21 protein-coding genes are annotated in these 23,851 nt (G+C 64.3%); 15 read left to right on the top strand and 6 right to left on the bottom strand.

The window, feature by feature from the left end; genetic code table 11:
- Nucleotides 1-100 precede the first annotated feature (100 nt).
- Nucleotides 101-1,102 (top strand): aldo/keto reductase family protein, encoded by a 1,002-nt coding sequence (locus QMK32_RS03390; protein ID WP_283472970.1) that lies wholly within the window; start codon nt 101-103, stop codon nt 1,100-1,102.
- 20 nt (nt 1,103-1,122) lie between these two features.
- On the top strand, nt 1,123-2,475 hold the full coding sequence (locus QMK32_RS03385; protein WP_283472969.1) for an NAD(P)/FAD-dependent oxidoreductase: 1,353 nt from the start codon (nt 1,123-1,125) through the stop codon (nt 2,473-2,475).
- 51 nt (nt 2,476-2,526) lie between these two features.
- Here the strand turns inward: QMK32_RS03385 and QMK32_RS03380 are convergent, their stop codons facing one another.
- Nucleotides 2,527-4,368 (bottom strand): NAD(P)-binding domain-containing protein, encoded by a 1,842-nt coding sequence (locus QMK32_RS03380; RefSeq protein ID WP_283472968.1) that lies wholly within the window; start codon nt 4,366-4,368, stop codon nt 2,527-2,529.
- 249 nt (nt 4,369-4,617) lie between these two features.
- Between QMK32_RS03380 and QMK32_RS03375 the strand changes: the two genes are divergently transcribed.
- On the top strand, nt 4,618-5,673 hold the full coding sequence (locus QMK32_RS03375) for a 2,3-butanediol dehydrogenase (RefSeq protein WP_283472967.1): 1,056 nt from the start codon (nt 4,618-4,620) through the stop codon (nt 5,671-5,673).
- Nucleotides 5,565-6,332: an SDR family NAD(P)-dependent oxidoreductase gene (locus QMK32_RS03370; protein ID WP_502943524.1), complete on the top strand. Its 768-nt coding sequence runs from the start codon at nt 5,565-5,567 to the stop codon at nt 6,330-6,332. The genes QMK32_RS03375 and QMK32_RS03370 overlap by 109 nt, the downstream gene beginning before the upstream one ends.
- A 202-nt stretch (nt 6,333-6,534) precedes the next feature.
- Here QMK32_RS03370 and QMK32_RS03365 read toward each other — a convergent pair whose 3' ends face one another.
- From QMK32_RS03365 to QMK32_RS03355, 3 genes are all read right to left on the bottom strand, one after another.
- Nucleotides 6,535-7,464, bottom strand: a complete 930-nt coding sequence (locus tag QMK32_RS03365) for a TauD/TfdA dioxygenase family protein (protein ID WP_283472965.1) — start codon at nt 7,462-7,464, stop codon at nt 6,535-6,537.
- 56 nt (nt 7,465-7,520) lie between these two features.
- Nucleotides 7,521-9,092: an ABC transporter substrate-binding protein gene (locus QMK32_RS03360; RefSeq protein ID WP_283472964.1), complete on the bottom strand. Its 1,572-nt coding sequence runs from the start codon at nt 9,090-9,092 to the stop codon at nt 7,521-7,523.
- Nucleotides 9,093-9,203: 111 nt separating this feature from the next.
- Nucleotides 9,204-11,549 (bottom strand): arylsulfatase, encoded by a 2,346-nt coding sequence (locus QMK32_RS03355; protein WP_283472963.1) that lies wholly within the window; start codon nt 11,547-11,549, stop codon nt 9,204-9,206.
- A gap of 80 nt (nt 11,550-11,629) precedes the next feature.
- Here QMK32_RS03355 and QMK32_RS03350 point away from each other — a divergent pair, with 80 nt between their 5' ends.
- Together QMK32_RS03350 and QMK32_RS03345 are read left to right on the top strand one after the other, a co-directional pair.
- The gene (locus QMK32_RS03350) at nt 11,630-12,232 is read left to right on the top strand and encodes a TetR/AcrR family transcriptional regulator (protein ID WP_283472962.1); all 603 of its coding nucleotides are present in this window, start codon (nt 11,630-11,632) and stop codon (nt 12,230-12,232) included.
- On the top strand, nt 12,229-13,164 hold the full coding sequence (locus tag QMK32_RS03345; RefSeq protein ID WP_283472961.1) for a formylglycine-generating enzyme family protein: 936 nt from the start codon (nt 12,229-12,231) through the stop codon (nt 13,162-13,164). Before QMK32_RS03350 ends, QMK32_RS03345 begins: the two co-directional genes overlap by 4 nt.
- Nucleotides 13,165-13,213: 49 nt before the next feature.
- Here QMK32_RS03345 and lipP1 read toward each other — a convergent pair whose 3' ends face one another.
- Both lipP1 and QMK32_RS25320 read right to left on the bottom strand, forming a co-directional pair.
- A complete protein-coding gene (gene lipP1, locus QMK32_RS03340; protein ID WP_283472960.1) occupies nt 13,214-14,158 on the bottom strand; it encodes a LipP1 family hormone-sensitive lipase in 945 nt (314 codons plus the stop codon).
- Between the two features lie 63 nt (nt 14,159-14,221).
- Complete coding sequence (locus tag QMK32_RS25320; RefSeq protein ID WP_502943523.1) at nt 14,222-14,917, bottom strand: IclR family transcriptional regulator; 696 nt, start codon at nt 14,915-14,917, stop codon at nt 14,222-14,224.
- Between the two features lie 195 nt (nt 14,918-15,112).
- On the opposite strand from QMK32_RS25320, the gene QMK32_RS03325 reads away from it, so the two are divergent.
- From QMK32_RS03325 to QMK32_RS03285, 9 genes are read left to right on the top strand one after another with little or no spacing between them, the layout of a single operon-like run.
- A complete protein-coding gene (locus tag QMK32_RS03325) occupies nt 15,113-15,868 on the top strand; it encodes a class II aldolase/adducin family protein (RefSeq protein WP_283472958.1) in 756 nt (251 codons plus the stop codon).
- Nucleotides 15,865-16,776, top strand: a complete 912-nt coding sequence (locus QMK32_RS03320) for an NAD(P)-dependent oxidoreductase (RefSeq protein WP_283472957.1) — start codon at nt 15,865-15,867, stop codon at nt 16,774-16,776. The genes QMK32_RS03325 and QMK32_RS03320 overlap by 4 nt, the downstream gene beginning before the upstream one ends.
- Nucleotides 16,777-16,813: 37 nt before the next feature.
- Nucleotides 16,814-17,992 carry an acyl-CoA dehydrogenase family protein gene (locus QMK32_RS03315; protein WP_283472956.1) on the top strand — a complete coding sequence of 393 codons (1,179 nt, stop codon included), beginning with the start codon at nt 16,814-16,816 and terminating at the stop codon, nt 17,990-17,992.
- A 37-nt stretch (nt 17,993-18,029) separates the two neighbouring features.
- Nucleotides 18,030-19,175, top strand: coding sequence for an acyl-CoA dehydrogenase family protein (locus tag QMK32_RS03310; RefSeq protein ID WP_283472955.1), 1,146 nt, complete (start codon nt 18,030-18,032; stop codon nt 19,173-19,175).
- Nucleotides 19,165-20,361 (top strand): CaiB/BaiF CoA transferase family protein, encoded by a 1,197-nt coding sequence (locus QMK32_RS03305; RefSeq protein WP_283472954.1) that lies wholly within the window; start codon nt 19,165-19,167, stop codon nt 20,359-20,361. The genes QMK32_RS03310 and QMK32_RS03305 overlap by 11 nt, the downstream gene beginning before the upstream one ends.
- Nucleotides 20,358-21,629, top strand: coding sequence for a CaiB/BaiF CoA transferase family protein (locus QMK32_RS03300; protein WP_283472953.1), 1,272 nt, complete (start codon nt 20,358-20,360; stop codon nt 21,627-21,629). Before QMK32_RS03305 ends, QMK32_RS03300 begins: the two co-directional genes overlap by 4 nt.
- Before the next feature lie 43 nt (nt 21,630-21,672).
- Nucleotides 21,673-22,179: a MaoC family dehydratase gene (locus QMK32_RS03295; RefSeq protein WP_283472952.1), complete on the top strand. Its 507-nt coding sequence runs from the start codon at nt 21,673-21,675 to the stop codon at nt 22,177-22,179.
- On the top strand, nt 22,176-22,649 hold the full coding sequence (locus QMK32_RS03290) for a MaoC/PaaZ C-terminal domain-containing protein (RefSeq protein ID WP_502943513.1): 474 nt from the start codon (nt 22,176-22,178) through the stop codon (nt 22,647-22,649). The genes QMK32_RS03295 and QMK32_RS03290 overlap by 4 nt, the downstream gene beginning before the upstream one ends.
- Entirely contained in the window at nt 22,649-23,851 is a 1,203-nt protein-coding gene (locus tag QMK32_RS03285; RefSeq protein WP_283472951.1) for a thiolase family protein, read from the top strand. The genes QMK32_RS03290 and QMK32_RS03285 overlap by 1 nt, the downstream gene beginning before the upstream one ends.

Here is a 23,851-nt window from a genome sequence, read left to right as displayed (position 1 = left end):
ACCCTCACCTGACGGTATCGAAGGCATACGAGCTCCGGGGGCTTCTGCGCAAACTCGGTTCTTCCTGTAACCAACCGGGTTCGCGGGTAGCGTTTTTCTCATGGCATACAGATTTCTGGGCAACAGCGGATTCAAAGTTTCCGAGATCACCTATGGAAACTGGCTGACACACGGTTCGCAAGTGGAGAACGACGTCGCCACCAAGTGCGTGCACGCGGCTCTCGACGCGGGCATCACCACCTTCGATACCGCCGACGTCTACGCCAACGGCGCTGCAGAATCGGTACTCGGGGAGGCGCTGAAAGGGGTACGTCGGGAATCGCTCGAGATCTTCACCAAGGTCTACTTCCCGGTCGGACCGAAAGGCCCCAACGACACCGGATTGTCACGCAAGCACATCTTCGAAGGCATCGACGCGTCGTTGCGCAGGCTGGGCACCGACTACGTCGACCTCTATCAAGCACATCGGTACGACGTCGAGACCCCGCTCGAGGAGACCATCGCCGCATTCGGCGACATCGTGCGTCAGGGCAAGGCGCTGTACATCGGCGTCTCGGAGTGGGACGCTGATCAGCTGCGGCGAGGCCAGTCGCTGGCCAGGGAAAACGGATTTTCCATCGTCTCCAATCAGCCTCAGTACTCGGCACTGTGGCGGGTCATCGAGAAAGACGTGGTCCCGACGTCGAAGAAGCTAGGTATCTCTCAGATCGTTTGGTCACCCATCGCGCAGGGCGTGCTCACCGGCAAGTACCTGCCCGGGCAGCCGCTGCCGGAGGGCTCCCGTGCGACCGACGACAAGGGCGGAGACAAGATGATCTCCCGCTACCTCGAAGACAAGACGCTCACCCGGGTGCAAAAACTCGCGCCGATCGCCGCAGACCTCGGCATCACCATGGCTCAGCTCGCCGTCGCCTGGGTCTTGGCGAACGACAACGTGGCCGCGGCACTGGTCGGCGCCTCGCGGCCGGAACAGATCGCGGAGAACGTCAAAGCCTCCGAAGTCGTCCTGGACGCGGAGGTGTTGGGGAAGATCGACGACGCCCTTGCCGGATCCATCGTCACCGATCCGAAACTGACGCGGTCTCCCGACGCCCGCCTCTGACCCGCAGTAAAGTGACGTTCATGCGCACATTCGGTCGTGGCTCCCGAACGAAAACGCCGCTGCCCCTGGCTCCCGCGAGGATTGTCGCCGTCGGAGGCGGGTTCGGTGGATTTCACGCATTGAGGCGTCTGCAGAAACTTCTCGAACCCGAACGAGTGAGCCTGACGCTGGTCGCGCCGACCGATTATCTCCTGTACAGCCCACTTCTTCCCGAGGTCGCGACGGGCGTGCTGGACCCGCGTGACATCGCCGTCTCCATCAGACAGACGTTGCGACGCACTCGCACCGTGCTCGGTCATGTCTCCTCGATCGACTTCGGCGAACGCACGCTGAGAGTCGAGGGCCGGGACGGGATCACCGAAGTCGAGTGGGACAAGCTGATTCTCGCGCCAGGATCGGTCACCAGACAGTTCGACATACCGGGTGTCGCCGAGAACGCGCACGGGCTCAAGACACTGAGCGAGGCAACGTTCATCCGAAACCATGTCCTCGCGCAGCTCGATGCCGCCGATTCGTTGCCCGATACTCCAGCCGGTCGTGCAGAGCGGATCGAGCGGCTCACTGTCGTGGCTGTCGGTGCGGGGTACACAGGCACGGAATTCGTTGCACAGATGCAGAACTGGGTCAAAGGAATAGCGACCCGCTGGGCGAGCATCGACCCGAGTGATGTCCGATGGCTTCTCGTCGACCTGGCGCCTGCGGTTCTACCGGAGCTGGGGGACAAGCTCGGCAAGGAAGCGATGGACGTGCTGACCGCACGTGGGGTCGAGATTCGGCTCGAGGTGTCGGTAGCGTCGGCCACCGCAACCTCGGTGACGTTGACCGACGGAACCGTCGTCCCGTCGAGGACTCTCGTGTGGGGTGCCGGGGTTGCGCCGAGTCCGCTGATCGCCAAGCTGGACTTGCCGACGGAGAAGGGTCGCCTCGTCGTGGAACCCGACATGACAGTGCCGGGAGTGCCGAACGTCTGGGCCATCGGCGACGCGGCTGCGGTGCCCGATCTCGCGTTGGACGCGTCGAAACCCACACCGCCGACCGCTCAACATGCGCAGCGGCAGGGGGTGCAGGTTGCGAAGAATGTGGCGGCAAGCCTCGGCGTCGGAGAATCGAAGCCGTATTTCCACAAGGATCTAGGGCTCGTTGCGGATTTGGGCGGATTCGACGGTGTTGCAAAGCCTTTGGGGATACCGCTGAAGGGGCCGGTCGCGAAGTTCGTTGCCCGCAGCTATCACCTGTATGCGCTGCCGACCGCCGCGGCGAGAGTTCGAGTTGCCACCGATTGGCTCTACTCGACGATCCTGCCGACTCGGGTGGTCAATCTGGACCAAGTGCGCGCCGAGGACGCACTGATCGCGAAAGCGCAGGGACAGTAGCTCGAACGGTCTTGTGCGCACCCGAAGGTGCGCACAAGACCGCTGAAAGGGTTACTTCAGGTGATGCACTTCCTGCAGGCCGAAGGTCGGGGTGTCGATTCCCACGTAGCGTGCCTTGATCTGCAGTGCCAGGTACAGCGAATAGTGTCGTGACTGGTGGAGATTGCCGCCATGGAACCACAGGTTCTTCTGCTGCGTCGGCTTCCACATGTTGCGCTGCTCTCCCTCCCACGGGCCAGGATCCTTGGTGGTGTCCGAGCCGAGGCCCCAGCATTTGCCGACCTTGTCCGCGGTCTCCTGATCGATCAGGTCGGTGACCCAGCCGTTCATCGACCCGTAACCGGTCGCGTAGACGATGAGGTCCGCGGGCAGTTCTTTGCCGTCGCCCAGGACGACACCGGTCTTACTGATCCGATCTACTTGTCCGGCAACAAGTTTGATCTTTCCGTCGGCGACGAGTTCCGAGGCGCCGACATCGATGTAATATCCCGAACCCCGGCGCAGGTACTTCATGAACAACCCTGAACCGTCGTCGCCGAAATCATGCTGAAAGCCGGCCTTCTCCAGTCGATCGTAGAAGTCCTTGTCCTTCTCCGCGATCTGCTGGTACACCGGGATCTGGAACTCGTGCATTATCCGGTACGGCAGCGAGGCGAACGTCAAGTCGGCCTTCTGCGTCGTCATTCCGGATTCGACGGCACGCTCGGAATACAGGTCACCGAGGGCGATTTCGCACAACGAATCGGACTTGACGATGTGCGTGGACGATCGCTGCAGCATCGTCACGTCGACGCCTGTTTCGTACAGTGCCTTGCAGATGTCGTGCGCTGAATTGTTCGATCCGACGACGACGACCTTCTTGCCGACGTACGCGTCGGGACCGGGGTGTTCGCTCGAATGGTGCTGCTCGCCTTCGAATTCGTCCATTCCTGGGAAGTTCGGAACGTTCTTCTTACCGGACATTCCGGTGGCCATCACCAACTGCTTGGGTCGCAGGATCACTTCCTCGCCGTCGCGGTCGAGGATGACGGTCCATTCTTCGGCGGCCTCGTCGTATGTTGCGGACTTCGCGGTGGTCCGGCTCCAGTACGGAACCTCCATGACCTTGGTGTACATCTCGAGCCAATCGCCGATCTTGTCCTTCGGGGCGAAGACCGGCCAGTTGGCTGGGAACGGCAAGTACGGCAGGTGGTCGTACCAGACCGGATCGTGCAGGCACAGGGACTTGTAGCGTCCGCGCCACTGATCCCCGGGCCGGTTCGCGCGATCGACGACGATCGCGGGCACACCCATTTGGCGGAATCGTGCGCCGAGAGCAATTCCGCCCTGGCCACCGCCGACGATCAATGCGTACGGCTGGACCGTGTAGCCGAGTTCCTTCTCCTCGATCTCCTTCTTCTCCGCCCAGTTCTGGGTGTCGGCGTTGGAGCCGTGCACCGCGCCCTTGATACGGGTGTGGCCCTGGCGCTCCTCGTAGCCTTTGAGTTCCTGCATCGTGGTGAGCAGCGTCCAGGCCGTGTCCTCCCCGGTTTCCGGGTCGTTCTTCAAACGCAGATGCCCCTTGCCGCGGCTGGTCGCGGTCTCGAACTCGATCCACGCCGAAGTGACACCGTCGGCCTCGTCGGGGGCTTCGATCGTCCGAAAATTCGACGGGTCGGTGTCGTCGAGACGGTCCTCCAACATGGCTGCGATTCCCTCACGGCCCTCGACGGTCTTCAGGTTCCACGTGAACGTGACCAGATCTCGCCAGAAACTGCTCACGGTGAACTTGGCAGTGACCCGCTCTATATCCCGGGCCGTCAGTGCGGCCTCGAAGTCGGCCAACCATTCGTCGACGCGTTCCTGGGGGCTCTGAAACCGTGTTGCTTCTACCGGCTCGATGGTCTGGGTCATGCCAACTCCCTTGTTGCTCGTGTGCGTGCTCTGTGACCCAGCACACACCGCAGGCGCGCGTTGGTCGAGAGTTGCAATGGGTTGCATGCGGCGGTGTTTGCGAGCCGAAGTTTCTTCAGGATGTGCGGGGCGGCGAAGCGGTACTTGCGCTGACGATCGTTAGAGATGCAACGCGCTGCAACCCTGTCGCCTGCGCCTCAGGTCACCTAGACATACGTGCATCGACCCTCGTCAACTCAGGAGAACCCGATGCGCGCAGCTGTGTACTACGGCCCGAACAAAGTGGAGATCGCCGACGTACCCGAACCCTCACCCGGTGAGGGGCAGGTCAAAGTGAAGGTCGGATACAACGGCATCTGCGGAACCGATCTGCACGAGTACTACGCAGGACCGATTTTCATCCCGACGGAGCCGCATCCCCTCACCGGTCAGCAGCTCCCGCTCGTCCTCGGTCATGAATTCTCGGGCACGGTCACCGAGGTAGGCAAAGGCGTCACCGGGACGAAGGTCGGTGATCGCGTCGCCATCGAACCCCTCTACCGATGCGGCCACTGCGGTCCATGCCGGGCGGGCAACTACAACATCTGCCAGCAGATCGGCTTCCATGGACTGATGTCCGACGGCGGAATGGCCGAGTACACGGTAGTGCCCACGAACATGATTCACGCACTCCCCGAGAACGTCTCGATGGAGTTGGGGGCGCTCGTCGAACCGATGTCCGTCGCCTATCACGCTGCAACTCTCGGTGAACCGAAACCCGACGATACCGCCATGGTTTTCGGCGCCGGACCGATCGGAATCGGTCTCTGGTTCGCTCTCCGTGGCAAGGGACTCGAAGACGTCTACGTGGTGGAGCCCTCGCCCACCCGTCGCGCATCGATCGAGGCTCTGGGCGCCAAAACGCTCGACCCTTTGGCCGTCGACGTGCCGGCCTTCATCGCCGATAACACCGACGGCCGCGGCGCCGACGCGATCTACGATGCGGCAGGCGTACAACCCGCCGTCGAGACGGCCCTGGGGTGCATCGGTGCCCGCAAACCGCTGATCAGCGTCGCGATCTACGAAAAGCCTTTGATGACACCACTTCAGAGGATCGTGATGAACGAGTCTCGCATTCAGGGCTCGCTGTGCTACACCTCGGCGGACTACGACGCGGTCATCGATCTCATGTCGCAGGGTAAGTACGACACCACCGGCTGGGTGGACAAGATCGCACTCGAATCCGTTATCGACGACGGATTCGAAGCGCTGCACGCAGGCACGAAGATGAAGGTGCTCGTCGATCCGAACGAGGGTGCGGCATGAGCGTTGCACTGATCACCGGCGAGGTCCGCGAGATCGGTCGGAAGGCAACCACACTCGTCGCCGGTGTCAGCGATCGGGATCAGGTGTTCGCGGCGGTGGATCATGCGCACGAGGCGCTCAGTGGGTTCGACGTAATGATAAACAACGCTGGAATTGCGCAGGTCGCCCCTCTCGATGATGTTCGTCCGGAGGACACGAAGAAGATCTGGGCGGTCAACGTCGACGGCGTGCTGTGGGGAATTCAGGCTGCCGCAGCGAAATTCAGGTCGTTGCAGCAGAAGGGCAAGATCGTCAACGCGTCATCCATCGCAGGTCATGACGGTTTCGCGATGCTCGGGGTCTACAGCGCCACCAAGTTTGCGGTCCGCGCGCTTACCCAGGCCGCCGCGAAGGAGTATGCGGCACAAGGCATCACCGTCAGCGCGTATTGCCCAGGAGTTGTCGGAACCGACATGTGGGTGACCATCGACAAGCGATTCGCCGAACTGACGGGTGCGGCCGAAGGGGAGGCCTACGACAAATTCGTCGGCGGCATCGCGCTCGGACGCGCGCAGACACCCGAAGACGTCGCAGCATTCGTGTCCTACCTGTCCGGCCCCGATTCGGACTACATGACAGGGCAGGCCGGCCTCATCGACGGCGGTCTCGTTTTTCGCTGACCCCTACGCGTCGGAGTATCGAAGCCGTATTTTCACAAGGATCTCCGACCCGTTGCGGGTTTGGGCGGATTCGACGGTGTTGCACAGCCTTCGGCTCGCGCAAGCCGAGGGGAAACAGCTTGCGCGAGTCTTCGATGAGCACCACCACGATGTTCGTCTCACCTTCGGGCCGCTGCCCTGTGTCGAGTCACACGCTGGGGGGCTAGAACGGGACGTCACCGGTAATCGTCACACGCTGCATCGTGCGGGGATCGGGGTAGTAGTCACCGCACGCATAGTGCTGTGTCGCACGGTTGTCCCAGAATGCGACGGAGCCGGGCTCCCAGTGAAAGCGGCACTGGTACTCGGGGTGGGTCGCCTCGCGCATCAAGATCTCCAGCAACTCGTCGCTTTCGTCACGGTCCATCCCCACGATGTGTGAAGTGAACACCTTGTTGACGTAGATCAGCTTCTGTCCGGTCTCTGGATGTGTGCGAACAACAGGGTGCTCCTGAGGCGGGTTCTCCCGATCCTTCTTCGCCTTTTCCTCCGGTGCCAGACCTCGTCCGAACTGATGTCTGTGGACGGCCATCTTGCCCTCGACTCGCTCCTTCACAGCATCAGACAGCCCGTCGTAAGCCACCGCCATGTCGGCCCAGAGGGTATCGCCGCCGGTTTGTGGTACCTGGACGGCTTTGAGAATGGATCCCATCGCAGGTGCCTTCATGAAAGAGACGTCGCTGTGCCACACATTTTCTACCGGGATATCGTGCTCGCCACGTTGGAGCAGGACCACCTCGGGGTGATCGGCCTTGGGAAGGAAAGGGTGGACCTCTGGTTTCCCCCACAGCGAGGCCATATCGCGGTGGGCGCGCGAGTCGAGCCTCTGGTCACGGAAGAAAATGACCTTCCACTCGAGTAGGCATCGGTGCAGTTCGGCCTGCAGTTGCGGATCGATCTCCGCAGACAGATCCACTCCGCGGATTTCTGCGCCGATCGTCCGGGAGTACGGGACTACATCGAAGAGTGTGTAGGGAGCCTGCGCGCTGTCGTCGGCGGTCCGGTGCAGAGGCCGCACATATACCGCGGACAAGGGGCTCCGCCTGACTGGGGCTGCCGGTGCCGCCGTAGCAACTGTGTCGTTATTACTCACTGGTACAAGCTCCTTTTGAAGGCTGGGGAACGTGGGGGCAAAGCGTGTGGTCTGGATTATTGGATCCACGCCTGATCGAGCAAGATGATGCTGTCCAGGCTCGGGACCGCTCCGTGCACGTTTTCGGTCCACGGCACGAAATTCGCGCCCGCAGAAAGCGCCAGATAGGGGGCCGTTTCGTTGACCTCGGCCTGCAAGCTGGCCATGGCCGCACGCTTGGTGTCGTCGTCCTTCGCGGTCTGGACGTCACTGAGAAGCTGGTCCATCTTCGGGTCGTCGACGCCGAGGATGTTATTGGTGGACGTGCTGTGCAGCGAATTGAACAAACGCAGGAACGGCGCGGCGTCCGAGATGCTGTAGGCGCCGGTGGCTATGTCGAAGTCCTTGTCGACATAGATGCGTTTGACGATGTCGGTGATCGAGGCACCGTACTCGATGTTCACATCGATGCCGACCGGCGCGAGCATCGCCTGGATGGCCAGGGCAGCGGCCTGCCCGGCCTGCGTCTGCGAAGTGAAGTACGTGATCGTGCCGTCGAAGCCGTCTGTCTTGGCGGCGTCGACGAGCTCGGTGGCCTCGCCGGTATTCAGCGCCACGGGAGGGATGTCGTTGTGCCATTTGGACCAGGATTGGAAGATTTCCGTGCCGGGCATGCCCTTGCCGTCTTTGGCGCGCATGTCGATGACCTCGGGGTCGATCGCCAGCTGCATGGCTTTGCGTACCCGCAGGTCGGCGCCGGGGCGGCCCTCACGTTGATTGATTTGCACGACGGGGTTGGACAGGCTCAGAGTCTCGTAAAACCCCGGCAGGGTGGCCTTGGCCTCGTCGATGGATGCGGCGTTGAGCAGGAAACCCATCTGAATGCCGCCGGTGTTGAGGGCTTCGATCTTGGGCCGATCATCCTTGATGTCGACGAACTTCAGGGTGTCCAGATGTGGCTTGCCGTTCCAGTAGTCCTCGCGGGCGGTGAGCACGAGTTCACTGCCCGGGGCCATGGACTCGAAGGCGAACGGACCGGCGCCGACCGGCGTGAACGTGCCATCCGGCTGGTCCGAGCCGGCCGCGACGATCATGCCGTGGCCGAAGACGAGTATCGACGGAAACTCGCTCCACGGCTGGTTCATCGTGTAGACGACCGTGGATGCATCGGTGGCCTCGACAGACTTGACGCCGGCCTGGAATGCCTGTGTGTTGGCGCCACGTTTTTCGTTGAAGCGGTTGGTGCTGGCGACCACGGCGGCGGCGTCGAGGGGGGTGCCGTCGCTGAAGGTGACGCCGTCGCGCAGCGTGATGGTCCACGTTGTGTAGTCCTCGCTCGAAGTGAGCGATTCCGCCAGCTGTGGCTTGTAGGACTGGGATTCGGCGTCGTAGCGCACGAGGAGGTCGTATACAGCGGCCATCTCGGTGCCGCCGGTGGAGCCGGCCGGCTGGGTTCTGGTCGGGTCCAGGCTGGCGACCGGGGAATAGCCGGCGAAGCTGAGGGTGCCGCCGTCCACGGGGGTGCCCCCCTCGGTCTGGTCGCCGATGATGCCGACAGCGCCCGGTTCGGTCTCCGGTCCCGACCCGCCACCGTTGTTGCTCGCGCAGCCGGCCAGGAGCAGGCCGCTCGCCATGACGGCGACCGCCATAGTGCGCAGTCGTCGTTGCCTGAGAACAGTCATTGAGTTCCTTCGAATTGTGGAGACCGAACCGCGATCGATTACCGCGGGATGGGGTGATGGCTGGGTGGAGCGTGGCCGCTAGTGTGTCGCCATCTCGATCCGCGCACGCTCCGCCGCAGAGATGTCCTCCGCCGCAGGAAGATCCACCTCGAGGTAGGTGAGCGTGCCGGTAAACGCGAAGGCGCCCTTGCGTTGGTAATCCGGCGAGACCGCGCTGCCACGGTTACGGCCGATGTCGAACTGCTCGTTCATGCTGAAGATGCCGCGTGCGGTGGCCTCGACCCGGCCCTGAGCCACTACCGCGCCGTCGACCGAGATCGTCACGTCGCCGCCCATGCCGAAGCCCTTGCCGTCGTAGTCGAAGTCGACGGCGAGGACCTTCGCGTCCGCGGCGATCGTCTGCTCGGCGCGGACGTGGGTGACGCCGCCGCCGCTGTAGTTGTAGCAGTACACTGGCTTGCCCTCGAGCATGTAGAAGGACAGGCCGCCGAAGCGCCCGCCGATGCTCGCCAGCACGCCGCTGGCCGCGCTGCAATCGCTGTCGATCCGCGCGGTCATCGAGAAGGAGCGGTTGAAGAAGTTCGGCGCGGCCTTCTCGTTGAGGCCGTCCATGTGCGGGTAGAGCTTCATCCGCGTGCGCCCGCGCATCGGATGCGGCGGCCGTGACTCCTCGGTGGGGAAACGGCTGACGGTTCGGTCGTCGAGCGGGAAGACCTGGAACTTCGAGGCCTCCATGACGAACTTCTGCTTCAGCTCGGCCAGCTTCTCCGGATACACCTCGGCCAGGTCCGCCGCCTGCGACCAGTCCTGGGTGGTGTCGTAGAGCTCCCAGCGGTCCTCGTCCATCGTCGGCAGCTTCACCCCGCGCGTCGCCATCAGCCACGGGGGGCGGTGTGCGGTGACCGCGGTCCAGCCGTGGTCGTAGATGCCACGGTTCCCGAAGATCTCGAAATACTGGGTGGTGTGGCGATCCTCCGCGTCGGGGTCGGTGAACGTGTAGTTCATCGCGACGCCCTCCATCGGCGTCTGCGGGGTGCCGTCGACCATGTGCGGCGCGGGGATGCCGGCCGCCTCGAGGATCGTCGGCGTGATGTCGATGCAGTGGTGCCACTGGTGCCGGACCTGGCCGGTCTCGGCAATCCCCCTGGGCCAGTGCATGATCAGGCCGTTACGGGTGCCACCGTAGTGCGAGGCCACCTGCTTGGCCCACTGGTACGGGGTGTCCAGGGCCATCGCCCAGGAGGCCGGGTAGTGCGGGTAGCTCGAGGGCTGGCCCAGCTCGTCGAGGCGCGCGAGCACCTCGGCCGTGGTGCTCTTGAAGCCGTTGAGCCCGGCCAGATAGTTGAACGAGCCCTCCATGCCGCCCTCGGCAGAGGCCCCATTGTCACCGAGCATGTAGATGATCAGCGTGTTCTCGAGCTCGCCGCGTGATTCGAGGGTGTCGACCAGGCGGCCCACCTCGTCGTCGGTGTGCTCCAGGAATGCCGCGTAGATCTCCATCAGCCGGGCGGAGACCTTCTTCTGGTCCTCGTCCAGCTCGTCCCAGTGCGGCAGGCCCGGCGCCCACGGCGCGAGGACGGTGTCCGGCCCGACGACGCCCAGCTCGATCTGCTTCTCGAGGGTGAGCTCACGCTGGCGGTCCCAGCCGTGATCGAACTCGCCGCGGTACTTGTCCAGGTAGCTGTCCGGGATCTGGAGCGGGGCGTGGCAGGCGCCGAACGGAACGTACGCGAACCACGGCTTGTCCGGATCCATCGTCTTGACGCCCTCGACCCAGTTCAGCGTCTGGTCGACCAGGTCCTCGGTCATGTGATAGCCCTCTTCGGGCGTCTTCGGTGGGTCGACGACCGTGAAGCCGTCGACGAGCACCGGCTCGAACTGGTCCGACTCCGCGCCGAGGAAGCCGTAGAACTTCTCGAATCCCTCGCGCAGCGGCCAGCGGTCGAAGGGGCCTGCGGGCGTGATCTCCCACGGCGGGGTCTGATGCATTTTGCCGAATGCACCGGTCGCGTAGCCGTTACCCTGCAGCACTCGCGCGACAGTAGCGGCGGAGTCGGGCCGGGTGCCGTTGTAGCCGGGCGAGGTTCCCGCCTGCTCGGCGATGACGCCGAAGCCGACGCTGTGGTGGTTGCGGCCGGTCAGCGTCGCGGAGCGCGTAGGCGAGCACAGTGCGGTGGTGTGAAAACGCGAGTACTTGATGCCGCCGTCGGCCAGCCGCTCGGCGGTGGGCGTGCGGCACGGGCCGCCGAAGGCCGAGGCGGCGCCGAAGCCGACGTCGTCGACCATCACGAGCAGCACGTTCGGCGCGCCCGCCGGCGGGCGGATCTTCTCCGGACGGCTGAACTGAGGGTTCTGCGTCCGATAGTCGTAGGCCGCAGAGACCTTCGACGGCTGCTGCTGGATGGGAATCGAATACCGGTTCACCACTGCTGAACTCCCGCTTCCTCAACTGTAGTCGGTCGACTACATCGATCGAATGTAGCCGATCGACTACAGTTCGTACAGTGGATTCCGAAAAAGAACGAGACCAGTCTTCGGCAGACGAGCGTCCGCAGGGCCGCGACGCCGTGCGCAGGTCGATCCTGCGGGCTGCGCGTGTGCGTTTCGCCAGAGAGGGCACCCGCGGATCGTTGCGCGACATTGCAGCGGCCGCCCGGGTCAACGTCGGGCTGATTCACCGCCACTTCGGCCGCAAAGACGAACTGGTGCAAGAGGTTATCGCCGACACCCTCGAACAGGGCGTCAAACGTCTGGATTCGAGCACGAGCGCCCCGGAAGCGATCCAGCAAATGTTTCTCGGCTCCACTGGCAACACCGATTTCGTGCGCATGCTCGCCTGGCTGGCGCTCGAGGGCAACGGGGACTCGCCTGGCCCACTTGCGAGCGCTCAGCAGCGGGTCATCGGTCAGGTGCGTGCCATGTCGCCCCAGAAGCCGGACCATGATCTACGCCTGATGGCCGCGCTCACCGTGATTTTCGGCTGGTCGATCTTCAGCCAGGAGATGTTATCCGCGTTCGATATCGAGCCGTCCGGCCGTGAGGACATCGAGCGCCGCCTCGCCGAACTGCTGGCCAACATTGTCACCGAACCATCGGAATCAGCATGAGCACCTCCCCCTGCTGCGCAGGCGCAGCTCGCGCAGGTTCACTCGCCCCGGGGGCTGCTGCTCCCCGCTCGCCTCGTAGCACCAAGGGGCAGATTCTGATCCCCGGCGGAGCCTTCGAGATGGGCGACGCGCTCGGCGAGGGCTACCTCGCTGATGGCGAGGCTCCCGTGCATTCTGTCGAACTCGCGACTTTCTATCTCGATGCCACCGCAGTCACCAACAGCGCTTTCGCAAAGTTCGTCAAAACCACCGGGTACGTCACCGAGTCCGAAATCCATGGCAGCTCCGCCGTCTTCCACGTCGCCATGTCCGCGGACCGTGCGGACGTGCTCCACCGGCTCGACACCACGCCCTGGTGGCTCACGGTGCGCGGCGCAGATTGGCGCCATCCCGAGGGCCGACTCTCCGGCATCGGCAACGTATCCAATCATCCCGTGACGCACGTGTCCTGGCACGACGCGCAGGCCTACGCCGCGTGGGCGGGCAAGCGCCTACCCACCGAAGCAGAGTGGGAATACGCCGCCCGGGGCGGACTGGCAGGCAAGCGGTACGCCTGGGGCGACGAACTGACCCCGCGCGGGCAGTGGCGTTGCAACATCTGGCAGGGCCAGTTCCCGGACGTGAACACCGAGGAGGACGGGTTCCTCACCACCGCTCCCGTGAAGACGTATCGGCCCAACGGGTTCGGGCTCTACAACATGGCCGGCAACGTGTGGGAGTGGTGCGCCGACTTCTTCGACCCCGCTTACTACCAGCGCTCACCCGTGCAGAACCCCGCAGGCCCGGACGCCGGCGAGAATCGGGTCATGCGCGGTGGATCGTTCCTGTGCCACGACTCGTACTGCAACCGCTACCGGGTGGCCGCGCGCGCGTCGAACACCCCGGACTCGGCCTCGGCCAACCTCGGTTTCCGCTGCGCCAACGACGCCTGAGCCCCTACCGCTACCTCAGTGAAACTGGTTGTGCGGCAGGAAAAGTGACTCAGGCGAGCAGCTCGGTGAGGTCGGCCCACAGTTGGGTTCGCGCTTCGGCGGTGATCGTGAGGGAGGGAATGGTCAGGAAGCCGTGGAAGATGCCGTCGTAGCGGCGATGGGTGGTGGGCACTCCGGCGGCACTGAGTTGTTCTGCGTAGGCAGTTCCCTCGTGGTCGAGTGGATCGCACCCGGCCGTAAAGACAATGGCAGGCGGTAGGCCTGCGAGCGTGTCGGCCCGGGTGGGGGAGATGTGATGGGGGTGCTCGGAATTGCGGACGCCCCCGGGTGCGTATTGCTCCCAGTACCACTGCATCGCGTTCCGGGTGTTGAAGTAGCCATCACCGTATTCCAGGTACGAGGGGGTGTCGAAGTCGTCGTCGATCACCGGGTAGATCAGGACCTGGCCGGCGATCGGGGGCCACGCGCTGTCGCGGTCCAGCAGGGCGGTCACTGCCGCCAAGTTTCCGCCTGCACTGTCTCCGGCGACGACGACCCGATCGAGGTCGGCCCCCAGCTCGTCGGCGTGTACTCGAGTCCATTCGAGCGCCGCGTGCACGTCCATGGCCGCAGCAGGCGCGGGATGCTCGGGAGCCAGTCTGTAGTCGACCGAGACGACCACTGCGTCAACGGCATTTGTCATTGCTCGGCACAACTCATCGTGAGTGTCCAGGTCGCAGAACACGAAACCGCCGCCGTGTGCGAAGACGATGACGGGCCGCGTCGTTGCTGCGTGCGTGGTGCTCGAGAGCGGTTGGTAGATGCGTAGCGGGAGCGGGCCACCGGGGCCTTCGATGACTGTATCGGTCACCGAGCCAACGGGTTCCGGGTTCGGAGCAATCTGCTTGCGGGCCAGTACCGCGGCACGCGCGTCGGCACCCGTCATCTCCTCCACACGCGGAAATCCGGCGTTCAGAGTATCGAGCAGGGTTTGGACCTCGTCGGTGAGACGCATGGTGCTCCGTTTCTCGGGGTGTACTTCTCGGCGGGTCGAGTAGGGAATTCGGTGAGAGCGAGTTCAGTGGTGGTGGGACAGTGCGTGAATCGTCTCGGTCAGTGCCACGCCCAACTCCTCGCATCTGTTCGGCGTAAGACGGGATGCTGGGCCGCTGATCACTATCGCACCCATCGGCGTTCCCGCGGCATCGAGTATCGCTGCACCGATGCTGTTCGACCCCTCGAGAACGGCACCTGCGCTCGAGGCCCAACCCCGTTGGCGAATCTGCTCGTAGTCGGCCGAGGTCATCAACTTTTCGGGTGCCTGGGCTCGCGCCGTCCGCTGCGCAGGATTCAAGTGGGCGAAGATCGCTCGGCCGGCGGAGCTCGTTTCGAAAGGGTGCAGCTGCCCGACCGGCAGTGCGGTCCGAAGCACCTGCATGCCCTCTGCGACGTCGGCCACGACGAGGTTGGTGGTGGTGAGCAGGGCGAGATGGACGGTCTCACCGGTCGCATCACGCAGTGGGCCGAGGAGTTGGCGTGCCCGACCTTGCAGGGATGAAGACTGACGGGCCCGCCCGGAGACGATGATCGGCTTGGCGCCGAGTTCCCATTGCGGTGAAGAACCAGGGGCCGGTTGGATCCAGCCGGCCTCATGCAGCGTGGCAAGTGTCCGCTGAAGTGCGCTCTTGTCTTCGCCTGTGGCCGTGCACAGCGCGGTGAGACCGATCGGTTGGTGGGCAGCGATCGCCTCGAGAATCTCGAGGCCGCGGGTCAGGCTGCGGATCGTCTTGACTGTGATTTGAATCCCACCTATCCTTCAATTGAAAGTGATACACGGTATCACTCTACGATACCACAGTGTTGCCAGTCATAGTGTCGACCATTCGAGCCGTCGGGTCGTGAACGGCCCTCCGGGGTCGGCCATGGCCGGGTCGATGGACATTCGACGTGAATCGAAAAGGAGCCATCGATGGGATTCATCCCGACCGCAGATCGCCTGATGCCCGAACTGACCCCCGCAGAAGAGATCGTCATGCTTGCCCGCACCCTGTGGGCCGAAGGCTACTGTGACCATCTCGCGGGACACATCACCTACGCGGTCGGCGACGGCACTCTTCTCTGCAACCCATGGCTGCTGACCTGGGAAGAATTCGGTCCCGAGGATGTACTCCGCATCGACCTCGACGGAAATCTGATCGAGGGCAAGTGGCCGGTGCCGCTGGGAATCCCGTTGCACCTCGCCCTGCACAAGGCGCGCCCGGACGTCACGTTCGCGCTGCACAATCACTCGGAGTACGGGACCGTCTGGGCCGATCTCAAAGAGATTCCGCCGATGCACGATCAGAGTTCGAGTCTGGGCGGAGGCGAGCTCGTCCTCGTCGACGAGTACGACGGCGGAGTGGACAACATGACCGCAGCCGCGGCTGCAATCCAGGGCGTCGGCGATGCGGATGTCGCACTCCTCGGTGGCCACGGCGTATTCGTCCTCGGCAGCACCGCCCGTGCGATCTACCTGCGCGCGGTGAGTCTCGAGATTCGCTGCAAGAATGCTTGGCTGACACGCGTCGCGGGTGGACCCGCGAAGACCTCGCTGCCCGACTGGTGGCTCAGCAACCAGGCTCGTAGCGACGGAAACGGCTACCACGGTTTCTGGGAGGCAGCAGTTCGTGCGGCGTTGCGGACCGAGCCCGAGTTGCTCGAAAAGATTGCTTCGGTGTCGGAGTGACACCTGCGCCCCCGAGCGCAGTCGTAGTACTGGTGCCGGATCAGCGGGGGATCGAAGCCTTCGATGGACTGCCCGGATTCGAACCGATTCTCTGGGACCTGTCGAGCCCGCGCCCGGCCGGGGCCGACCGGGCCCAGGTCCTGGCGAGCCGCGGAGTCGCACCGGAGATCGCAGCGCAGATGCACACCGAACTGCCGAACCTACGGATGGTTCAGCTGTTCAGCGCCGGACGAGATGGTTGGACCGGCATCGTCCCGGCGGGTGTGGTGATTTCCGGAGCAGATCGGGCACATGGTGGTCCGGTTGCGGAATGGGTTGTGGCGCAACTGCTCAACCACTATCGGGACCTGGTGGGCTACCGCGCGAAGCAGAGTGCGCAGTCGTGGGAACGGCACCCCACCGGCACACTTGCCGGTAAACGAGTACTCGTACTCGGAGCCGGCGACATCGGCTCGAACGTCCAACAGAGAACTGTGCCCTTCGGCGCAGACGTGACCTTGGCCGCTCGCACCGCACGAGAGGGCGTGGTCGATCTCGTGCAAGCGCGGGCGATGCTGCACGAGCAGGATGTTGTCGTCCTGGCGCTCCCACTCACAGCGGACACCCACCACATGGTCGACGCGCCGTTCCTGACGGCAATGCGCCCCGGGAGTGTGTTGGTCAACGCAGGTCGAGGACCGCTCGTCGACACCGACGCTCTGCTCGCCGCGCTCGAGGAACAACGGATCCACGCCATCCTCGACGTCACCGACCCGGAACCACTGCCGTCCGGGCATCCGCTCTGGACCGCTCCGGGCGTGGTGATCACACCGCACAGTGCGGCCATAACCGATGACACTGCCAACCGCTGCTGGGACGCCATCGTTCGAAACGTCAGTGAATTCGTTACGTCAGCCAGTTTTGTATGAACTTCTTGATCTTTCACCCTATCGAAAGCTGTGAGGCATGGATTTCCAGTTGGACGCAGACCAGAAGCGCTGGCTCGAGGAGGTACGCGCGTTCCTCGGCGAGAATGTGACCCCCGCACTGCGCGCCGAAATGGCAGAGCACGACATCGAGTTCCTCGGTGGCGAGGTCACCGCGTTCCGTAAGAAGATCGGCGACAAGGGCTGGTTCGGGCTGAACTGGCCCAAGGAGTTCGGTGGACTGGGGCTGGGTGCGGTCTATCAGCATCTTCTGGTCAGTGAGTTCGAGTACTGGGGCGTCCCCGGGCCGGACCTCACCGTCACCTCGGTAGCACCGATGATCATGAGAAATGGCACCGCTCGCAACCGGGAAGAGTTCTTGCCGCCGATCGCGCGCGGTGAGATGACCTGTGCTGTCGGCTATTCCGAGCCCGATGCCGGTACCGACCTCGCAAGCCTGCGGACCACCGCGGTGCTCGACGGTGACGAGTGGGTGATCAACGGATCCAAGATCTGGAACAGCATGGCGCAGCGCGTCACCCACGAGTGGCTGTGTGTGCGCACCGACAAGGACGTGCCCAAGCACAAGGGCATCTCGGTGATCATCGTGCCCATCGACGCACCCGGCATCACCATCCGTCCGATCATGGCGTGGTCGGATTACCGCACCAACGAGACGTTCTTCGACAACGTCCGGGTGCCGGTGACCAACCTGATCGGTGAGGTCAACCAGGGCTGGCGCTACATCATCGGCGCACTGGACCTCGAGCGCGGTGCCCTGACCAACGTCGGCGACCTGCGTCGATCGGTGGACGAGCTCATCGGCCTGGCCAAGGAGGAGCGCGCGGACGGTCTTCGCCCGATCGACGACCCGGCGCTACGTCGCAAGATCGCACAGCTCGACGCCGAGGTGGAGGCTGCCCGGCTGATGGGCTTCGAAGCCTCGTCACTGCTCGAGGACGGCATCATTCCGTCGGTACTGGTCAGCGCCGAGAAGATCTACTCGAGTGAGCTGCGCCAGCGCATCGCCGACGTCGGTACCCAGGTACTCGGCATGGCGGGTGTTCTCGCGATCGGAACTGAGGGTGCCCCGCTCGACGGAAAGTTCGAACGGCTCTACCGCGCCGCACCGCTGCTGCGGTTCGGTGCAGGTGCCAACGAAGTGCTCAGAGACGTCATCGCCCAGCGTGGGCACGGCTTGCCGCGCGGCGGACGATGACCATGAGCTGCGTAGACGAGATCAAGAGGAGAAAGTCATGAGACTCGTTCCCACGGAGGAGCAGTCGGAATTGCGATCGGTTCTCCGTTCGCTGTTCGTCAAGGAGTGCACGCCCGAGCTGGTGCGTAAGTGGAAAGCTGCTGGTTCCGAATCGGCCGGGACGGTGTTCCCGGACTCGCTCTGGCGCGCACTGACCGAGATGGGCGTGTTCGGTTTGGCGCTCGAAGAAGAGCTCGGCGGGGCAGGTGCCACGCTCAACGAGCTCGGCATCTTCTACTCCGAGGCCGGACGGGCACTGTGCCCGTCCATCGTCTACAGCACGCTGGCGTTCGGCATCGCGCTGGACCGACTGGCCGGTCAGAAGATGCGCGAGCAGTACCTTCCGCGTCTCGCGGCGGGCGAACTGCGGGCCGGGGTTGCCCTCTGGGACGCCGCCGACGCCCACAAAGTGAGTCCCACCCTGACGGCGACGCGCGCAAACGGAGGCTGGACGCTGACCGGACTCCTGCCGTTCGTAGAGAACGCGGAGCTGGCCGAACTCCTGCTCGTGACGGCCACCGCGTCCGTATTCGCGGAGCCGAACCGAGTGCTCGGCTTGCTCGTCGAGCCCGGTGGACAAGGGTGGACGAGCACGTGGCAGCCGACTATCGCAGGTGAGCACCAGTACCGCGTCGAGCTCGACGGGCTCTTCGTGCCGGACGAGCGAGTTCTCGACGGCGGCGGGCTGGCGCTCGCCGAGGTGCGTTGGGTGGCAGACGTTGTCACCGCGTTGCAGTGCGCGGAAATGTCCGGTGGCGGAGCTGCTGTGCTGGAGCGGACCGTGGATTACGTGCGTACCCGCGAGCAGTTCGGACGGCCGATCGGCATCTTCCAGGCGGTCCAGCACATCGTGGCCGACATTCACATCGCACTCGAGGCTTCGCGACTGTCCGCAGATTCGGCAGTCTGGTGGCTCGCACGCGGCGAGCAGGCAGGCCGCAACGTGGCGATTGCGAAGATGCACGCCAGCGAGGCCTACAAGTGGGCAACGCTCAACGCACACCAGGTCCACGGCGGAATGGGGTACGTCCGAGAGACGGACCTGCATCTGTGGTCCGAGCGGGCCAAAGTATCGGAGATCCGCGGCGGTACGGCAGATGTGGCCGCACGCTGGCTAGAGGAGGAGATCGGCCTTGTCCATTGAGCCGCAAGCACTTTCAGGACTACGTGTCATCGACCTGTCTCGGTGGGTGGCGGGTGAGTACGCGACGAAGCTGTTCGCGGACTTCGGCGCGGAGGTCATCAAGGTCGAACGGCCCGGCGAAGGCAGCCTGACGCGTCGATGGGGTCCTTTCCCCGGTGACATGCCGGACCTCGAGGCCAGTGCGCTGTTTCTGCACTTGAACACCAACAAGCAGTCGGTGGCACTCGATCTACACGACCCCGCCGATGTGGAGGTCCTGCTCACCTTGATCGAGACCGCCGACGCGGTGGTCGAGTCGTTCCGTCCCGGGCATCTCGAGAGCCTCGGTATCGGTCCCGACGTGCTGCGTGCGCGGAACCCGCGGCTGGTGATCACCCGTATCAGTGCTTTCGGCCAGACCGGGCCCAACCGGGACCGCGAGGCCACCGGGCTCGTGCTGCAGGCAGCCGGCGGCCCGATGAACGCGACGGGCGCGGCCGACCGTGCTCCGCTGCGTAAGCCGGGTCTGCTCGAGCATTACACGATCGGGCGTTCGGCGGGTGAGGCCACGATGGCCGGCATCTTTCATGCCCGGCGCACAGAATCGGGTTCGGTGATCGATGTGTCCGGGCAGGAAGTATTGCTGGCTGGAGCAGACCGCCGTGCGTCGTACCTGCTCTCGGCGGCCTACTCGGGAATGGTGGCGCCGCGCGGGGTGCGCAGCCCGCACCGGCACGGCGCGACCTTTACCGGGCCGTTCCGCACCAGCGACGGCTTCGTGATGATCTACGTGACCAACCAGGTGTTCTGGAACCGGCTGATCGACCTCGCCGGCGCCGACAATCCGGAGTTCCACGAGCGCTTCCACAACATGCCGACCGTGAGCGGCCAGGACCGCGAGGACTTCATGGCGTACATCGAGGCCTGGTGCCTGGCGAACGACAAGATGGACCTGATGGAGCGCTGTGAGGCGGCTCGTATCCCGGTCACCGCGTTCATGGAGGTCTCGGAGCTGCTGGCACACGAGCACTTCCGCGGCCGCGGGGCGTTCACCGAGGTGGAGCATCCCGTCGCGGGAACCCTGACCTATACGGGCGCTCCGTGGCGCATGCGCAACGGCCACGCGGTGCACGCGGCGGCGCCGCTGCTCGACCAACACGGCGCGCAGATCCGGGAGCAGAACGAGCAGAAGGCGAGCCTGGCATGAGCTATCCACTCGAAGGTATCCGCGTTGTCGATCTGACGGTCGTGTGGTCCGGGCCGGGTGCGACGGCACTGCTGGGTGACCTCGGCGCCGAGGTGATTCGGCTCGAGGGCAACAACCGCGCCAGCAGGCAGGTGTCCGCGAAGACGACGAAGGAACTCATCGCCTCCACCGGTTACCACGGCGGAACGTACCCGGACAAGGACCCGGGCGAACGGCCCTATGATCGCACCGCACTCTTCAATTGGCATTCACGGAACAAGCTGGCCGCGTGCGCGAACTTGGAGACCGCAGAAGGCCATGCCGCCGCAATCGCGTTGCTCGAGATCAGTGATGTGCTGGTGGAGAACAACTCCAACGGCACGCTCGAGAAGCTGGGACTGGGCCACGAGGCGCTGCTGGCGATCAACCCACGCCTGGTGGTGGTACGGATGCCGCCGATGGGAATGAGCGGACCCATGAGTGACTACCTCGGTTACGGGCCGAACTTCAACTCGCTCGTCGGCATCGCAGCAATGGACGGATACGAGGGCGAAGAGCCCGATTCGGCAGGCGAGAACTACCACATGGACGAGGCGGCCCCCGCGGGCGTCGCGTTCGCGGTGATGGCAGCGCTGTGGGATCGCGAACGCACCGGGCTCGGCGGCTTGGTCGAGTTCCCGCAGGCGGAAGCGGTCATGGCCGACATCGGCGAGTTCGTGCTCGACTGCCAGATGAACGCACGTAACCCGCAGGTGCTCGGCAACACCGACATGCACATGCTTCAGGACGTGTTCCTCTCGGCCGACGAGGACCGCTGGCTCGCGGTGTCGGTGCGCGACGACCGCGATTGGGTCGCGATGGCAGCACTCGTCGACCCCGAAGGGCTGGCGGGGATGGGCGAGATCGCGGCGCTGCGCGCGGAGAACTCCGCCGCAATCCGTGCAGTGCTGGCGGGTTGGTGCCGCAAGCGGTCAGCTGAGCAGGCCGTTCAAGAGTTGCAGGACGTCGGCGTGCCCGCCGGCGAGGTCATGAGCGAAACTCGGCTGCTCGCAGATCCGCACCTGGCTGCACGCGGCTGGTTCCAGGAGCGCAGCCACCCGTCGGTGGGCACGCACCTCTACCCCGGCCACCCGTGGCGAGCAGAGGGCTTCGACCTGGCATTCGGACGGGCAGTTCCGGGCTTCGGCGAGGACAACGAGTACCTCTACAAGGAGTTGCTCGGCTACTCCGCCGAGCAGTATGCCGACCAGGTGGCTCGTGGCTTGATCACCGACCACCAGATTGCTTGACAGAGATATGCATTCGAATACAACACAGTTAGGCGGGCAACCGATGTCAGACACAGCAGAGTCGTTGATCCCGGACGAGGTCGCGGCCCGGATCGGAACGGTCGTAGCGACCGCGACAGGTGCTGTCGTTCAGCGTGATTGGCAGCGTTGGGCTGTGTCCGTGCGTGAGGACAACCCGCTGTACTTCGACGGGGACTACGCACGCGAACACGGTTACGCAGACGTCATCTGCCCACCGCTCTACGTGCAGTACGCGATTCTCGGTGTCACTCCGATCGACACCCTGCGCGTCGACGGCTCCTCCGGTGCAGCATCCGGGAACCTGACGTTTCCCAAGTGCCCCAAGCGGATGGCGGGCGGCGAGAGCACCATGTTCCTGCGCCCCTCCTACGACGGCGACGTGATCACCTCGGTGCGCACAGTCGAGTCGATCGTGGAGAAGCAAGGCCGCTCAGGGCGTTTCGTGCTGGTGACGTGGAAGACCGCGTACACCAATCAGCGTCGCGAACTGGTCGCCGAAGCAACGACGTCGATGATCGCGCGGCCATGAGAGAAGGAAAAGAGTTGAGGGAGAACGTGATGGCAGGCCAGCTGCACTTCGAAGACGTCACGGTAGGGGACCAGATCACCACCCTGCGCACGAGCGTCGACGAGATCCAGATGTTCTTGTTCAGTGCTGCGACGTACAACGCGCACCGCATCCATTACGACAAGTCCTGGGCAGTCGATGTCGAGGGTTACTCGGGGCCACTGGTACAGGGGCCGCTGCAGGCCGCATTACTGGCGAGGGCGGTGACCGATTGGATCGGCGGCGCCGGCACCTTGGTCACGTACTCGGCCCAGAACCGCGCCGTCGCCTTCGCCGGCCAGGAACTGGACTTCGTGGGAACGGTGACGGCCAAGCGCGAGGAAGACGGACGCGCGCTGGTGGACTTGGAGATTCGCGGTGAGCGCGACGGTGAGCTGTTGATGCCAGGCACTGCCACCGTCACCCTGCCACGCCGGACCGAGGCCGTGTGATGAGCGGACTACGCGGCGAAGCGGCCATCCTCGGCTTCTGCGAACTGCCCTCCCAGCGCAAGCAGACCCGGCCGGAGCAGTTCACCATCGAGCAGTGGGCGACGCTGTCGAAGATGGCGATCGACGACGCGGGCATCGATGCCTCGCAGGTCGACGGCATCGTCGCGCACGGCCTGGCGGAGTCGGACATGTTCGTCCCGGCCACGCTCTCGGAATACCTGGGATTGCCGTTGAACTTCGGTGAGCGGGTGGACCTCGGCGGCGCCACGGCAGCCGGCATGGTGTGGCGTGCGGCTGCTGCCGTGGAGCTGGGCCTGTGTGAAGCCGTCCTGGTGGTGGTCCCAGGTTCGTACATGTTGCCGCGCTCGCAGCAACGCCCGGCGAAGGACCCCGGTTACTTCGGTGCGTCGAGCAACAACTTCGGCTCGCCTCAGGCGGAGTTCGAGATCCCCTACGGCAACCTCGGGCAGAACGCGCCGTACGCGCAGATCGCCCGGCGCTACGCAGCCGAGTTCGGCTACGACCCGGAGGCGACAGCGAAGATCGCTGTCGATCAGCGGACGAACGCGTGTGCTACCCCCGGTGCGGTGTTCCACGGTAAGCCGATCACTCTCGACGACGTGCTCGCCAGCCCGATGATCGCGGACCCCATCCGGATGCTCGAGGTCGTCATGCGGGTGCAGGGCGGCGCGGGTGTGATCGTCGGTAACGCCGACGTGGCGCGCAAATCGAAGAACCGTCCCGTGTGGGTGAAGGGCTTCGGTGAGCGGATCTCGTTCAAGACTCCCACCTATGCCGAGGACATGGTCCGCACGCCCATCAAGGCGGCCGCGGACAGAGCCTTCGCGATGGCGGGCGTCGAGCGCTCCGACATCGACGTGGCGTCGATCTACGACTGCTACACGATCACCGTGCTGATGAGCCTGGAAGATGCAGGGTTCTGTGAGAAGGGCACCGGCATGGAATGGGTCAAGCAGCGCGACCTCACCTTCCGCGGCGACTTCCCGCTGAACACTGCGGGTGGCCAGCTCTCCTTCGGGCAGGCAGGCATGGCAGGCGGCATGCACCATGTGGTCGACGGCGTCCGGCAACTGATGGGACGAGCAGGCGGGGCGCAGGTCGAGGATTGCAACACGGCGTTCGTCACCGGCAACGGCGGAATCATGAGCGAGCAGGTCGCTTTGATCCTGCAAGGAGAGTGA

It is taken from the genome of Rhodococcus sp. H29-C3, from assembly GCF_030063405.1.
GTDB lineage: Bacteria > Actinomycetota > Actinomycetes > Mycobacteriales > Mycobacteriaceae > Rhodococcoides.
The sequence above is the reverse complement of the archived record's forward strand: the minus strand, read 5'-3'. Positions and strand labels throughout refer to the sequence as shown.

Excerpts from the sequence above, each read along its gene's own strand:
- QMK32_RS03390 (WP_283472970.1), top strand. The coding sequence starts at position 101 with ATGGCATACAGATTTCTGGGCAACAGCGGATTCAAAGTTTCCGAGATC.
- QMK32_RS03385 (WP_283472969.1), top strand. The coding sequence starts at position 1,123 with ATGCGCACATTCGGTCGTGGCTCCCGAACGAAAACGCCGCTGCCCCTG.
- QMK32_RS03380 (WP_283472968.1), bottom strand. The coding sequence starts at position 4,368 with ATGACCCAGACCATCGAGCCGGTAGAAGCAACACGGTTTCAGAGCCCC.
- QMK32_RS03375 (WP_283472967.1), top strand. The coding sequence starts at position 4,618 with ATGCGCGCAGCTGTGTACTACGGCCCGAACAAAGTGGAGATCGCCGAC.
- QMK32_RS03360 (WP_283472964.1), bottom strand. The coding sequence starts at position 9,092 with ATGGCGGTCGCCGTCATGGCGAGCGGCCTGCTCCTGGCCGGCTGCGCG.
- QMK32_RS03345 (WP_283472961.1), top strand. The coding sequence starts at position 12,229 with ATGAGCACCTCCCCCTGCTGCGCAGGCGCAGCTCGCGCAGGTTCACTC.
- lipP1 (WP_283472960.1), bottom strand. The coding sequence starts at position 14,158 with ATGCGTCTCACCGACGAGGTCCAAACCCTGCTCGATACTCTGAACGCC.
- QMK32_RS03325 (WP_283472958.1), top strand. The coding sequence starts at position 15,113 with ATGGGATTCATCCCGACCGCAGATCGCCTGATGCCCGAACTGACCCCC.
- QMK32_RS03315 (WP_283472956.1), top strand. The coding sequence starts at position 16,814 with ATGGATTTCCAGTTGGACGCAGACCAGAAGCGCTGGCTCGAGGAGGTA.
- QMK32_RS03310 (WP_283472955.1), top strand. The coding sequence starts at position 18,030 with ATGAGACTCGTTCCCACGGAGGAGCAGTCGGAATTGCGATCGGTTCTC.
- QMK32_RS03300 (WP_283472953.1), top strand. The coding sequence starts at position 20,358 with ATGAGCTATCCACTCGAAGGTATCCGCGTTGTCGATCTGACGGTCGTG.
- QMK32_RS03295 (WP_283472952.1), top strand. The coding sequence starts at position 21,673 with ATGTCAGACACAGCAGAGTCGTTGATCCCGGACGAGGTCGCGGCCCGG.
- QMK32_RS03290 (WP_502943513.1), top strand. The coding sequence starts at position 22,176 with ATGAGAGAAGGAAAAGAGTTGAGGGAGAACGTGATGGCAGGCCAGCTG.
- QMK32_RS03285 (WP_283472951.1), top strand. The coding sequence starts at position 22,649 with ATGAGCGGACTACGCGGCGAAGCGGCCATCCTCGGCTTCTGCGAACTG.